General features: G+C 73.7%; 11 protein-coding genes. 5 read left to right on the top strand and 6 right to left on the bottom strand.

The features are described 5' to 3' along the window. Positions 1 to 464: 464 nt before the first annotated feature. Positions 465 to 1,463: a tryptophan--tRNA ligase gene (trpS, locus tag K7472_RS28220; RefSeq protein WP_222981417.1), complete on the top strand. Its 999-nt coding sequence runs from the start codon at positions 465 to 467 to the stop codon at positions 1,461 to 1,463. Between the two features lie 82 nt (positions 1,464 to 1,545). Here the strand turns inward: trpS and proC are convergent, their stop codons facing one another. Further along, positions 1,546 to 2,355: a pyrroline-5-carboxylate reductase gene (proC, locus tag K7472_RS28225; protein ID WP_222981418.1), complete on the bottom strand. Its 810-nt coding sequence runs from the start codon at positions 2,353 to 2,355 to the stop codon at positions 1,546 to 1,548. 198 nt (positions 2,356 to 2,553) lie between these two features. Between proC and K7472_RS28230 the strand changes: the two genes are divergently transcribed. Together K7472_RS28230 and K7472_RS28235 are read left to right on the top strand one after the other, a co-directional pair. Next, the gene (locus tag K7472_RS28230; protein WP_252396380.1) at positions 2,554 to 4,047 is read left to right on the top strand and encodes a sensor histidine kinase; all 1,494 of its coding nucleotides are present in this window, start codon (positions 2,554 to 2,556) and stop codon (positions 4,045 to 4,047) included. Continuing rightward, positions 4,011 to 4,658, top strand: a complete 648-nt coding sequence (locus K7472_RS28235) for a LuxR C-terminal-related transcriptional regulator (RefSeq protein WP_222981419.1) — start codon at positions 4,011 to 4,013, stop codon at positions 4,656 to 4,658. Before K7472_RS28230 ends, K7472_RS28235 begins: the two co-directional genes overlap by 37 nt. Positions 4,659 to 4,698: 40 nt before the next feature. On the opposite strand, the gene K7472_RS28240 is transcribed toward K7472_RS28235, so the two are convergent. From K7472_RS28240 to K7472_RS28255, 4 genes are all read right to left on the bottom strand, one after another. Next, positions 4,699 to 5,193 carry a hypothetical protein gene (locus tag K7472_RS28240; protein ID WP_222981420.1) on the bottom strand — a complete coding sequence of 165 codons (495 nt, stop codon included), beginning with the start codon at positions 5,191 to 5,193 and terminating at the stop codon, positions 4,699 to 4,701. Positions 5,194 to 5,203: 10 nt separating this feature from the next. Continuing rightward, complete coding sequence (ilvD, locus tag K7472_RS28245; RefSeq protein ID WP_222981421.1) at positions 5,204 to 7,045, bottom strand: dihydroxy-acid dehydratase; 1,842 nt, start codon at positions 7,043 to 7,045, stop codon at positions 5,204 to 5,206. Between the two features lie 125 nt (positions 7,046 to 7,170). Beyond that, complete coding sequence (locus K7472_RS28250) at positions 7,171 to 8,034, bottom strand: sugar phosphate isomerase/epimerase family protein (protein ID WP_308014125.1); 864 nt, start codon at positions 8,032 to 8,034, stop codon at positions 7,171 to 7,173. Positions 8,035 to 8,507: 473 nt separating this feature from the next. After that, positions 8,508 to 9,434 (bottom strand): Ppx/GppA family phosphatase, encoded by a 927-nt coding sequence (locus K7472_RS28255; protein WP_222981422.1) that lies wholly within the window; start codon positions 9,432 to 9,434, stop codon positions 8,508 to 8,510. Between the two features lie 63 nt (positions 9,435 to 9,497). Between K7472_RS28255 and K7472_RS28260 the strand changes: the two genes are divergently transcribed. Beyond that, positions 9,498 to 10,307, top strand: a complete 810-nt coding sequence (locus tag K7472_RS28260; RefSeq protein ID WP_308014126.1) for a DUF3109 family protein — start codon at positions 9,498 to 9,500, stop codon at positions 10,305 to 10,307. A gap of 10 nt (positions 10,308 to 10,317) precedes the next feature. Here K7472_RS28260 and K7472_RS28265 read toward each other — a convergent pair whose 3' ends face one another. Beyond that, positions 10,318 to 11,889, bottom strand: coding sequence for a BACON domain-containing protein (locus K7472_RS28265; protein WP_222981423.1), 1,572 nt, complete (start codon positions 11,887 to 11,889; stop codon positions 10,318 to 10,320). A gap of 275 nt (positions 11,890 to 12,164) precedes the next feature. Between K7472_RS28265 and radA the strand changes: the two genes are divergently transcribed. Further along, on the top strand, positions 12,165 to 13,544 hold the full coding sequence (radA, locus tag K7472_RS28270; RefSeq protein WP_109448710.1) for a DNA repair protein RadA: 1,380 nt from the start codon (positions 12,165 to 12,167) through the stop codon (positions 13,542 to 13,544). Positions 13,545 to 13,801: the final 257 nt, after the last annotated feature.

Genomic DNA, 13,801 nt, shown 5'->3' on the forward strand with positions numbered 1-13,801 from the left:
GTTTCCAGCTTATCAGATCTTTTCGGACCCGATTCCCGCCGGCGGGATTTTGTTTCGCGCCTTCCGGCGCGTCCACTACGTTAGCGGATTTCCCCGCCGACTCATAATCGAGCCGGTCGAATGCAATTCCGGGCAAGCCGAAACACATCCCGTTGGGGAGGCCCTGCAGTAGTGGTGTGCCGCCGGGCGGCAGGAGTGGCTGCCGTTTGCCCCTCTCGGGGCGTGGCAACTGTTCGACTCTACACCAGCGAGTCTGGCGCGTTCAAACCACGCCACGCGGTGATGTCGGCTACGCTTCCCGCATGACTTCGCACGCGCTCGCGCACCAGTGGTGGGCCGCCTGACGGCGGCCGACCTCCAGCGCATGCGATCCAACGGCCGCCGCTTCGGCGGCCGTTCGCGTATCTCCACCCGGACGGCGGCCACCGCGGGCAGCGGCCCCGACCCGTCGGGAGACAGACGAGATGACGCGCATCTTCAGCGGTATCAAGCCCACCGGCCACCTGACCCTGGGCAACTACCTGGGCGCCCTGCGCCGGTGGGTCCAGGTCGACCAGCACGCCGCTGACGCCCTGTTCAGCGTGGTCGACCTGCACGCCCTGACCGTCGACCACGACCCGGGGCGGGTGCGGAGGCTGAGCCGGCAGGCGGCGACGCTGATGCTGGCGGCCGGGCTCGACCCCCAGGTCTGCACGCTGTTCGTCCAGAGCCACGTCGACGAGCACACCCGGCTCGCGTACCTCATGGAGTGCACGGCGAGCGACGGTGAGATGCGGCGCATGATCCAGTACAAGGAGAAGGAGGCGCAGGAACGGGCGCGCGGGCGCAGTGTGCGGCTGTCGCTGCTGACGTATCCCGCGCTGATGGCGGCGGACATCCTGGCGTACCAGGCGGACGAGGTGCCGGTCGGCGAGGACCAGACGCAGCACGTCGAGCTGACGCGGGACCTGGCCGTGCGCTTCAACCAGCGGTACGGGCACACCTTCACGGTGCCGAGGGCGACGCGTCCCCCGGTGGCGGCGCGGGTGATGGACCTTCAGGACCCGACGTCGAAGATGGGCAAGTCGCACGCCGCGACCGCCGGGATCATCTACCTGCTGGACGAGCCGGAGGCGATCCGCAGGAAGGTCATGCGCGCGGTGACCGACAGCGGCGGCGAGGTGGCCTACGACCGCGAGGAGCGGCCCGGCGTCGCCAACCTGCTGGACGTCCTGGCCGCCTGCACCGACGGCGACCCGGAACGGCTCGCGCAGGACTACGACAGCTACGGCGCGTTGAAGAAGGACACCGCCGAGGCGGTCGTGGAGGTGCTGCGGCCGGTGCGGGAGCGGCACGCGGAGCTGTGCGCCCGGCCGCAGATCGTGGCGGACGTGCTGCGCGAGGGTGCGGAACGCGCGCGGGCGCTGGCCCGGCCGACGGTGGACGCGGCGTTCGCGGCGGTGGGGCTGCTGGGCCGGGAGTGAAGCGGGACGCGGGAGGGGCGCACGGGCTCGCGCGCCCCTCGCGCCGGTGCGTTCCGCGCCCCTCCCGCCGGTGCGTTCCGGGTCAGCTCTTGCCCTCGGCCAGTTCGCGGCTGCGGTCGCGGGCTGCTTCCAGGGCGGAGAGCAGGGCGGCTCGTACTCCGTGGCTCTCCAGTTCGCGGATGGCGCTGATCGTGGTGCCGGCCGGGGAGGTGACGGCCTCGCGGAGCTTGACGGGGTGTTCTCCGCTGTCGCGGAGCATCACGGCGGCGCCTATGGCGGACTGCACGATCAGGTCGTGCGCCTGGGAGCGCGGCAGGCCGAGCAGGATGCCGGCGTCCGTCATGGCCTCGACCAGGTAGTAGAAGTACGCGGGGCCCGAGCCGGACAGGGCGGTCGCCGCGTCCTGGTGCTTCTCCGGCACGCGCAGCGTCTTGCCGACCGGGTTGAAGATCTCCTCGGTGCGCCGCAGGTGCTCCTCGGTGGCGTGGCTGCCGGCCGAGATGACGGACATGCCCTCGTCGACCAGGACCGGGGTGTTGGGCATGACGCGGACCACCGGGGTGCCCTCGGCGAGGCGTTCCTCGAAGAACGCGGTGGGCACGCCCGCCGCGGCCGAGATCACCAGGCGGTCGGCCGGGACGTGCGGGGCCAGCTCGTCCAGGAGGGCGGCCATGTCCTGCGGTTTGACGGCGAGGATCAGGGTGTCGGCGGTCTTGGCGGCCTCGGCGTTGGTGACGCAGGCGACGCCGTAGCGCTCGCGCAGTGCGGCGGCGCGGTCCGCGCGGCGGGTGGTGACCAGGAGTTCGCCGGGCGCCCAGCCCGCGCGGATCATGCCGGACAGCAGCGCCTCACCGATCTTGCCGGTGCCAAGGACGGCGACTTTCTGGGTCATGGAGCGGCTCACCTCAGCCTTGCGGGGTTACGCGTATCTGCCGTGCTGCGCTCATCCTCGCACCGGCGCGGGGTGCCGCGTGCGGCCGTCTCACGGCGCGGGCGGGCGAAGGCCCCGGACGGGGGTGGGCCTACCCCCACCCCGATCGGGGCGCTCCTGGCAATGCCGCGAAGGGTCCGGCTGACCGACACTGCTGGCATGAGGGAACGACGGGGTTACGGGCCGTACCGGGGCGACCGGGGCGAGTGGCGTTCGCAGGTGCGGGAGTGGCACGAGGAGCACCGCCGCGAGCAGATGGCCGTCCACACCGAGATGGTCCGCGAGCAGCGCGAGCAGTGGCGCCGGCACCAGGAGGCGCACCGGGAGCGGGTGCGCGAGCAGCGCGAACGGCACCGGGAACGGCACGAGCGGCGGCGGGAGCGGCACGAGCTGCGGCGGGCCCAGCGGCACGAGCAGGCCATCGAGCGCCGCAAGGCGGTGGCGCTGGGCCTGCGGCTGTCCGGCCAGTCGCTCGGCACCGTCTTCGGGCTGCTCGTCGCGGTGGTGGGGGTCGCGTTGACGGTCTGCCTGCCGTTCGTCGGGCCTCCGGCGTTGCGCACGACGCGGTGGTTCGCGCGGCGGCAGCGGCGGATGCTGGCGGAGGTCTTCGGACACGAGGTGCCGGAGGCGTACCGCCCGGCCCTGACCGGGGAGCGGCTGCCCGGCGGGAAGTTCCGTTACGGGGACCGGATCGAGCGCAAGGAGCGGTCCTCCTGGGAGGTGGAGTTCTGGCGGCTGTACGGCGACCCGGCGAGCTGGCGGGACCTGAGGTGGCTGGCGTGCGCGCCGCTGCTGGGGCTGGTGACGCTGGTGCCGACGCTGTGCCTGCTGGACGGTTCGCTGGGCCAGTTGTGGGTGAGCGGCGAGTTGAATCACGTGATGCTGGCGGCGTTGTTCGTCGGCGGCTGGCTGATCGCGCCGGGGTCCCTGACCGCGTACCGGCGCTGGTCGGTGGCGCTGCTGGAGCCGCCGCGCAACGCGGCGCTGGAGCAGCGGGTGCAGCGGCTGACCGAGACCCGCGCGGACGCGGTGGACACGCAGGCGGCGGAGCTGCGCCGCATCGAGCGCGACCTGCACGACGGGGTCCAGGCGCGGCTGGTGGCCATGGGCCTGAACCTGGGTGCGGTCGAGCAGTTGATGGAGACCGACCCGGAGGCGGCCAGGGAGTTGCTGGCGCAGTCGCGCGAGGCGTCGGCGAACGCGTTGCAGGAGCTGCGCGGTCTGGTGCGCGGCATCCATCCGCCGGTGCTGGCGGAACGTGGTCTGGCGGACGCGATCAGGGCGCTGGCGCTGGACAGCCCGCTGACGGTGGAGGTGGTGGAGGACCTGCCGGGGCGGGCCGAGCCTCCGGTGGAGTCGGCGGTGTACTTCGCGGTGAGCGAGCTGCTGACCAACGCGGCCCGGCACTCGGGGGCCGGCCGGGTCTGGATCGACCTGCACCACACCGGCGACGCGCTGCGGGTCCAGGTGACCGACGACGGGCAGGGCGGCGCGGACCACCGGTCGGGCTCCGGCACCGGGCTGCGCGGGATCGAGCGGCGGCTCGGTACGTTCGACGGCGTACTCGCCCTGAGCAGTCCGCAGGGCGGCCCGACCATCGTGACCCTGGAGTTGCCGTGCGCATTGTCCTCGCGGAGGACCTCTACCTGCTGAGGGAAGGCCTGATCCGGCTGCTGGAGGCCCATGGCTTCGAGATCGCGGCGGCGGTGGAGAGCGGGCCGGAGTTGCAGCGGGCGCTGGTGGACTTGCGGCCGGACGTCGCGGTGGTGGACGTCCGGCTGCCACCGACCTTCACCGACGAGGGGTTGCAGGCGGCGCTGGCGGCGCGCCGCCAGGTGCCGGGGCTGCCGGTGCTGGTGCTGTCGCAGCACGTGGAGCAGTTGTACGCCCGCGAGTTGCTGGCGGACGGCAGCGGCGGGGTGGGCTATCTGCTCAAGGACCGGGTGTTCAACGCGGAGCAGTTCACCGACGCGGTGCGGCGGGTGGCGGCGGGCGGCACCGCGATGGACCCGGACGTGATCGCGAAGCTGATGGCCAGCAACTCGCGGGACGAGCCGCTGGCGGCGCTGACGCCGCGCGAGCGGGAGGTGCTGGAGCTGATGGCGGAGGGGCGCTCCAACGCGGCGGTGGCGCAGCGGTTGTTCATCAGCGAGGGGGCGGTGGGCAAGCACACCACGAGCATCTTCACCAAGCTGGGCCTGGCCGCCTCGGACGACGACAACCGCCGGGTGCTGGCGGTGCTGGCGTACCTCAACGGCACCTGAGCCCGGCCCGGCCCGGCGCAGGGCGGGGCGGGGCGGCGCGCTACTTGCGCTTGCGCTTGCCGCTCGCGCGCCGGGCCTTGGCCTTGCGTTCGTACGCGGTGCGGGCGGCCTCGTACTCGGCGCGGTGCAGGCCCTCGCCGGGGGCCTCGGTCAGGCAGCGCAGGGCGTAGGCGATCAGGGTGCCGATGAAGCCGATGAACAGCAGGCCCCTGCTGTCCGCCCGGCTCGACTGCGACCTGCGCTGGAAGCCGCTCCAGGTGTGGCCGAAGGCCAGCGCGGTGCAGACGGCGACGGCGACGACGAACAGCAGCTCGACGAAGCCGCCGACGTTCGCGTCGTCGAAGCCCTGGTACGCGAAGCGGATCAGGAACGCGCCGACCGCGGCGGCGACCAGCGCGCCGGTCCCGAGACCGGCGCGCCGCGCCGCGTAGCCGCCGTCGTGGTCGACCCAGGTCGTGCTGAAGAACCGCAGGGGTTCCGGGGCAGGGGCGCCGGTGGGCTGGGCTTCGTCGGGCTGTGGTGGTGTCTCGCTCACCCCGCGATTGTCACCCGAGCGCGTCGACGTCGCGCACGGCCCCCTTGTCGGCGCTGGTGGCCATCGCCGCGTAGGCGCGCAGCGCGGCGGAGACCTTGCGGTCGCGGTCCTTGGGCGCGTAGACGCCGCCGAGGGCCGCGCGCCGGGCGTCCAGTTCCTCCTGCGGGACGAGGACCTCGATGGTGCGGGCGGGGATGTCGATGCGCACCCGGTCGCCGTCGCGGACCAGCGCGATGGTGCCGCCCGCCGCCGCCTCCGGGGAGACGTGGCCGATGGACAGGCCCGAGGTGCCGCCGGAGAAGCGGCCGTCGGTGATCAGCGCACAGGCCTTGCCGAGGCCGCGGCCCTTGAGGAACGCGGTCGGGTAGAGCATCTCCTGCATACCGGGGCCGCCCTTGGGGCCCTCGTAGCGGACGACGACGACGTCGCCCTCGGAGACGCGCTTGCCGAGGATCGCCTCGACGGCCTGCTCCTGGGACTCCACGACCACGGCCGGGCCCTCGAAGACCAGGATCGACTCGTCGACGCCCGCGGTCTTCACCACGCAGCCGTCGACGGCGAGGTTGCCCTTGAGCACGGCGAGACCGCCGTCGGCCGAGTAGGCGTGTGCCAGGTCGCGGACGCAGCCGTGCTCGGCGTCGGTGTCGAGCGACTCCCAGCGCTCGGACTGGGAGAACGCGGTGGCCGACCGCACGCAGCCGGGCGCGGCGTGGAACATCTCCACGGCCTGCGGTGACGGGGAGCCGCCGCGCACGTCCCACTGCTTGAGCCAGTCGGCGAGCGAGGCGGAGTGCACCGCGTGCACGTCCTCGTTGAGCAGGCCGGCGCGGTGCAGTTCGCCGAGGATGGCGGGGATGCCACCGGCGCGGTGCACGTCCTCCATGTGGTACGCGCTGGACGGCGCGACCTTGCTCAGGCAGGGCACGCCGCGCGAGAGCTGGTCGATGTCGTCCATCGTGAAGTCGAGTGCGGCCTCACGGGCGGCGGCCAGCAGGTGGAGGATGGTGTTGGTCGAGCCGCCCATGGCGATGTCCATGGCCATGGCGTTCTCGAACGCGGCACGGTTGGCGGTCGCGCGCGGCAGGACGGTGGCGTCGTCCTGCTCGTAGTAGCGCTTGGTGATCTCCACGACCGTGCGGCCGGCGTCCTCGTAGAGGGCCTTGCGGGCGGTGTGGGTGGCGAGCACCGAGCCGTTGCCGGGCAGGGCCAGGCCGAGCGCCTCGACCAGGCAGTTCATCGAGTTGGCGGTGAACATGCCGGAACAGGAGCCGCAGGTCGGGCAGGCGGCCTCCTCGACGCGGGCGAGGTCCTCGTCGCTGACGGTCTCCGAGACCGCGTCGGACATGGCGGAGATCAGGTCGAGGCCGGTGCGCACGGTGCCGTCCACCAGGACCGCCTTGCCGGCCTCCATCGGGCCGCCGGAGACGAAGACGGTGGGGATGTTCAGGCGCAGCGCGGCCATCAGCATGCCGGGCGTGATCTTGTCGCAGTTGGAGATGCAGACCAGCGCGTCGGCGCAGTGCGCCTCGACCATGTACTCGACGGAGTCGGCGATCAGGTCGCGGGACGGCAGGCTGTAGAGCATGCCGCCGTGGCCCATGGCGATGCCGTCGTCGACGGCGATGGTGTTGAACTCGCGCGGGATGCCGCCGGCGCGCTTGACCGCCTCGGAGACGATGCGGCCGACGGGCTGGAGGTGGGTGTGGCCGGGTACGAACTCGGTGAAGCTGTTGGCGACCGCGATGATCGGCTTGCCGAAGTCCTCGCGCTCGACTCCGGCGGCGCGCAGAAGGGCGCGCGCTCCCGCCATGTTGCGGCCGTGGGTGACCGTACGTGACCTCAGCTCGGGCACGGTTGCTCCACTCCTTCGACGTCCCGCCACGCTTCGCGGCGTGGTCCAGATCCTTCCGAGGGTACGCCCGGCGCCCAAGATCTGGACGCGCTGTCCGAATGGCGGACGCGGCGTTCAGTCCTCGGTCAGCGGCGGCCGACCCGGGCGGCGGAGGCCAGGTGGAGCCGGGTGAAGGCGAGCGCCTCGGCGAGGTCGGCCTCGCGTTCGGCGGCGGACAGCGAACGGCGGGTGTTGACCTCGACCACCACGTGCCCGGTGAACCCGGAGGCGGCCAGCCGTTCGAGCAGCGCGGCGCACGGCTGCGTACCGCGGCCCGGCACCAGGTGTTCGTCCTTGGCCGACCCGTTGCCGTCGGCGAGGTGGACGTGGGCGAGGCGGTCGCCCATGCGGCCGACCATCTCCAACGCGTCGTTGCGCGCGGTGGCGGTGTGCGACAGGTCGACGGTGAAGTGGCGGAAGTCCTCGGTGGTGGGGTCCCAGTCGGGCGCGTAGGCGAGCATCTCGCGGTCGCGGTAGCGCCACGGGTACATGTTCTCCACCGCGAACCGCACGTCGGTCTCGTCCGCCATCCGCCACACGCCGCGCACGAAGTCGCGGGCGTAGCTGCGCTGCCAGCGGAACGGCGGGTGGACCACGACGGTCGAGGCGCCGAGGCGCTCGGCGGCGCTGCGGGCGCGCTGGAGCTTGGTCCACGGGTCGGTGGACCACACCCGCTGGGTGATCAGCAGGCAGGGGGCGTGCACCGCGAGGACGGGAACGCCGTGGTAGTCGGACAGGCGGCGCAGCGCCTCCACGTCCTGGCTGACGGGGTCGGTCCACACCATGACCTCGACGCCGTCGTAGCCGAGACGCGCGGCGATCTCGAAGGCGGTCGCGGTGGACTCCGGGTAGACCGAGGCGGTGGACAGCGCGACCTTGGCCTCCGGCACGGACACGGCGCGCCCGCGGGGCACGCCGTACGCCTGGGGGTCGTCTCCTGGGTCGGTCACGGGCAACAGCGTACGGCCCTGGGGTGCGGGGGCGGCGGGGACGTCACGCGATTTCGGCCCTGGGGGCGTGGCGGGCGGGGTCTTGTGCGGAGTGTCACTTCTGCGCTGCGCGCCTCGGATGCGAAGTGTCACGTCTGCGCCGCTGCGCGGCTTGAGGGGGCGGAGGCGGGGTGCCCACGGTGCTGCGCACCTGCCTTCGACACCCGATCGCTTCGCGCCCGGGTCCGGCCTACGGAGTCCGAAGGCGAGGACGGTTCCTGGATTAGTTGTCTCACCCTTGTCTCCGGCAACGAGTTGTCACCGCTAGATACTTGTCGGAGACAACGGTGAGACAACTAATCCGGGAACCCTTGCCCCCTCCCGGTCGCGCAGCGCCCGGGCATCACAGGCAGGTGCGCAGCACCGATGGCCCCCGCCTCCGCCCCCTCAAGCCGCGCAGCGGCGCAGAAGGAACACTCCGTGGAAAGGCCCGCTCACGCCATATGGTCCAGCCGCCGCAGGATGACCCCCTCCCGCAGCGCCCACGGGCAGATCTCCAGTTCGTCCACGCCGAGCAGATCCATCGCCGCCTCCGCCACCAGCGCCCCCGCCAGCAGCTGTCCCGCGCGGCCCGGGGAGACGCCGGGCAGCGTCGCGCGTTCCCTCGTGGTCATGCCGGCCAGCCTCGGCACCCACTGCTCCAGCGCCGACCGGCCCAGGTGGCGCGGTACGTACACGCCCTCCGCCGAGCGCGCCGCGCCCGCGATGCGGGCCAGCTGCTTGAAGGTCTTCGACGTGCCGACGACGTGGTCGGGCGTGCCCAGGCGGGCGAACTCCGCCACCGTGCGGGCGATTTCGGCTCGTACGTGCTTGCGCAGCGCCCGTACGTCCTCGGGGCCCGGCGGGTCGCCGGGCAGGGCGGACGCGGTGAGGCGGCCCGCGCCCAGCGGCAGTGAGATCGCCGCGTCCGGGTCCTCGTCCATCCCGTAGGCGACCTCCAGCGAGCCGCCGCCGATGTCCAGCACCAGCAGCCGGCCCGCCGACCAGCCGAACCAGCGGCGGGCGGCCAGGAAGGTCAGCCGGGCCTCGTCCTCGCCCGACAGCACGGTCAGTGTGGTGCCGGTCTCGTCGGCGACGCGGGCCAGCACCCGTTCGCCGTTGGGCGCCTCGCGTATCGCGGAGGTCGCGAACGGCAGGACCTCCTCGACGCCCTTGTCCTCGGCGACCTGGCGGGCCTCGGCGATGTGGGCGACCAGCCGCTCCACGCCGTCCTCGCGGATCGCGCCGTCCGCGTCGAGCAGTTCGGCCAGCCGCAGCTCCGCCTTGTGCGAGTAGGCGGGCAGCGGGCGCGCGCCCGGGTGAGCGTCCACCACCAGCAGGTGAACGGTGTTGGATCCCACGTCGAGCACTCCGAGTCGCATGGCGAAGACGCTAGCGCGATCCGTGCCCCGCCATGGCGGCACCCAGGACCTACCCTGGGCTGCGTGGCAAATGCGGCAAAGGCGAAGTCCAAGAAGAAGTACCGCGAGACGGTGGCCGACGAGGTCGGGCTCGACTTCGCGCGGGCGTGGGTGGAGTTTCCCGATCCGGCCGACGACGAACAGGTCTTCCGCTGCGATCTGACCTGGCTGACCTCGCGCTGGAACTGTGTGTTCGGCCGTGGCTGCCAGGGCATCGAGGCGGGCCGGGCCAGTGACGGCTGCTGCACGCTCGGCGCGCACTTCTCCGACGAGGAGGACGAGGAGCGGGTGGCCAAGCACGCGGCGCGGCTCACCCCCGAGCTGTGGCAGTACCACGCGACCGGGACCGGCCCGGACGGCTGGGCGGAGGTCAACGAGGACGGCGACCGGCAGACCCGCCGGGTCGACGGCGCCTGCGTCTTCCTCAACCGGCCCGGCTTCCCGGCCGGCTCGGGCTGCGCGCTGCACACCCTGGCGCTGCGGGAGGGCCGCGAGCCGCTGGAGACCAAGCCGGACGTGTGCTGGCAGCTGCCGATCCGGCGCACCTTCGACTGGGTGGACCGGCCGGACGACACCCGGGTGCTGGTGGTCTCCATCGGCGAGTACGACCGGCGCGGCTGGGGCCCCGGCGGCCACGACCTGCACTGGTGGTGCACGAACGCCCTGTCCGCGCACGGCGCGAGCGATCCGGTCTACGTCTCCTACCGGCCCGAGCTGGTCGAGCTGATGGGCCCGGCCGCGTACGAGCGGCTGGTGGAGCTGTGCGAGGCCCGGCTCGCCGCGCAACTGCCGATGGCGCCGCACCCGGCGGACCCGGTGCCGCCCACCGCGTGACGCTTCCCGCTCACGACGCCGACGGCACCGGAGTGGCCGTCGGGGTCGGGGTGGGCGTCGGCGTGGGCGTGCCGGTGGGGGGCGGGGTCGCCCCCTGACCCTCGATGACCACGGCGGAACCGGACGGCTCGAAGACGACGCGGCCGCGCCAGGCGCCCGCCGGTTCGCTGTCGTGGTCGACGGCGACCGTGATGGTGACGCTCTGCCCCGGGCCCAGTTCGCCCGCGGTCTCGCTGAGCTGGAGCCAGGAGGCGTGGGTCGTGGCCGTCCAGCGCACCGGCGAGCCGCCCTCGTCGGTGACCGTGATGACGGTGTCGTCGCCCTGCGGCTGCGCGGCCACCGTGATCCAGCCCGGCCCGGCCTGCGTCGGCGTGCCCGCCCGGGCCGAGGGCGAGGCGGAGGCCCGCGAGGGCGAGGGCGTCCCGCTCGCCGAACGCGACGGCGACGCGCTCGGGGCGGCACGGCCGGGGGCGGCGGCGGAACCGCCGGTGCGGTCGCGGCCGAAGTCGTCCTTGCCGTCGGACTCGGTGGCCGAGACCGGGTTGGCCTCCTGTCCCTCGCCGGTCTGCGGCGCGTGCCGGTAGGCGGCCCACAGGGTGAGCGCGGGCGCGGCCACCACGGCGGCGACCACGGTCGTGGTGACCGCGCGGTGCCGGATCAGGGCGCGCCGGGCGGCCCGCTCCTTGTCGTCCAGCGGGAAGCCCCTGCGGTCGAAGTGCGGCACGAGGGCGGCGCCGCCGCGCGGGTCGCGCACGCCGGCGCGGATCGCCCGCTGGGAGCGCAGCATCGCGGCGTACGCGGCCTGGCGCGGTGCCTCGACGATGCCGAGGACCGCCGGGGTGGCGGTGCCGGGCCACGGGCCCGCCGCGTCGGCGCGTTCCGCGGTGTGGCGGCAGACCGGGCACTCGTCGACGTGGCGGACCAGGTCGCTGCGCAGGGCGTTGCCCAGCAGGACGCGGGTGTCCCCGGCGATCCTGGCGACCGAGGGGCAGTGGCCGAGTTCGGCGACCGCCAGCGCGGTGCGGGTGCGTTCGATCTCGCAGGCGGCGCGGGAGACCAGGGAGCGGGCGCGGTCCGGGTCGGTGCCCAGGACGGCGGCGATCTCGGCTTCGGTGAGCTGGTGGCGTACCGCGAGTTCGATGGCCTCGCGCTGCTCGGGGGTGGTGCCGGCGGCCTCCGGCCAGGCCAGCGCGGCCAGTTCGGCGCGGTGCCGGGACGCCGTCTCGCCGTACGGGTCCGGTTCCGACGGGTCCGGCCGCGTCGCGGGACGGCGGCGGGGGAGGCGGCGCAGGCAGGCCCAGCGGGCGAGCGCGTACAGCCAGGCGCGGCGCAGGCGCGGGTCGCGCAGCCTGCCGCGGGTGCGTTCGGCGACGGCGAGGGTGTCACCGAGCGCGGCGACGGCCGCGTCGTGCTCGCACAGCACGGACAGGCAGTAGGTGAACAGACCGTCGAGGTACGGCTCGTCCTGCGCGGGCGGATGGTCGGGGAGCGCGCCCGCGGTCGTGCGCCGGGGCACACGCGAGACCGCCCGGTGTGCGCCGGTGATGTGGTGGTGCGACGGGGAGTGCTCAGACCTGCTCATCACTGGCCGACGGTAGGCGGCAGGCGCGCCCCCTCCTACCCCTGGAGGAGAGCTTTAACGCTTTCGGGTGGACTTCACCCACTAAAGGGGACAGTTGAGCGATTCGTGTGGGCGACGAGGGGAACCGGGTGCAGCGGGGGCGCACCGAAGCGCGGACACCGCCGCACCGCTCGTCCGCCGTCAGCCGCCGTCGTCCGCCGTCATCGGCCGCGTTCCGCCGTGATCCGCCGCCGGACGGCGGGGCGCTGTCGTACCCCGCCGCTACGGTGACACCCATGGCTGCCCGTACGCGTACCGCTTCGAAGGACCGACCGTCCTACCGCTGCACCGAGTGCGGCTGGACCACCGTCAAGTGGCTGGGCCGGTGCGGCGAGTGCCAGGCGTGGGGCACGGTCGAGGAGTACGGCGGCGCGCCCGCCGTCCGCACCACCGCGCCGGGCCGGGTCACCGCGCCCGCGCGGCCCATCGGGCAGGTCGACGGCCGCCGGGCCACCGCGCGCGGCACGGGCGTGCCCGAGCTGGACCGGGTGCTGGGCGGCGGCCTGGTGCCCGGCGCGGTCGTGCTGCTCGCCGGCGAGCCGGGCGTCGGCAAGTCCACGCTGCTGCTGGACGTGGCGGCCAAGGCGGCGGGCGAGTCGGCGCGCACGCTCTACGTCACCGGCGAGGAGTCGGCCGGTCAGGTGCGGCTGCGTGCCGACCGCATCGGCGCGATCAACGACCACCTCTACCTGGCCGCGGAGACCGATCTGTCGGCCGTGCTGGGGCACTTGGACGACGTCAAGCCCGCGCTGCTGGTGCTGGACTCGGTGCAGACGGTGGCGTCGCCGGAGATCGACGGGGCGCCGGGCGGGATGGCACAGGTGCGGGAGGTGGCCGGGGCGCTGATCCGGGCGTCGAAGGAGCGCGGGATGTCCACCATCCTGGTCGGCCACGTCACCAAGGACGGCGCGATCGCGGGCCCGCGGCTGCTGGAGCACCTGGTCGACGTCGTCCTGCACTTCGAGGGCGACCGGCACGCGCGGCTGCGGCTGATCCGCGGGGTGAAGAACCGCTACGGGGCCACCGACGAGGTCGGCTGCTTCGAGTTGCACGACGAGGGGATCACGGGCCTGGCCGACCCCAGCGGGCTCTTCCTGACCCGGCGCGACGAGCCGGTGCCGGGCACCTGCCTGACGGTCACGCTGGAGGGGCGCAGGCCGCTGGTCGCCGAGGTGCAGGCGCTCACCGTGGCCTCGCAGATCCCCTCGCCGCGGCGGACCACCTCGGGCCTGGAGACCTCCCGGGTGTCGATGATGCTGGCGGTGCTGGAGCAGCGCGGGCGCATCCACCAGATCGGCAAGTGCGACATCTACAGCGCGACGGTCGGCGGTGTACGGCTGTCGGAACCGGCCGCGGACCTCGCGGTGGCGCTGGCGCTGGCCAGCGCGGCGAGCGACACGCCGCTGCCGAAGAACCTGGTGGCGATCGGGGAGGTCGGACTCGCCGGCGAGGTGCGCCGGGTGACCGGCGTGCAGCGGCGGCTGGCGGAGGCGGCCCGGCTGGGCTTCACGCACGCGCTGGTGCCGCAGGACCCGGGGAAGGTCCCCGCGGGCATGAAGGTCACGGAGGTCGCGGACGTGGGGGAAGCGCTGCGGGTCTTGCCGCGACGCGGCTGAGGGGGTCGTCCCACCCGCCCACCCGTACCGTCATCCGACACCCCGCCCGGCACCGGAACCCCCGGGGACGCCTCGGCGTGCCACGCCCGCCCGTCACCCGCGAGGGTCCGTGCAAGGGGCGCGGCCCCCGGGCCGCGCACACAGCACCGGCCCCGTCACCCCTCCCGCTCCCCCGGACCATGCCCGGTGGGGGTGAAGCCCGCGCCCCTCGTGCGCCCCCCGGTAGACTTTGCCCCGGTCTCGCCCGTGCGCCGGGC

Source organism: Streptantibioticus parmotrematis, assembly GCF_019890615.1.
Classification (GTDB): Bacteria; Actinomycetota; Actinomycetes; order Streptomycetales; family Streptomycetaceae; genus Streptantibioticus_D; species Streptantibioticus_D parmotrematis.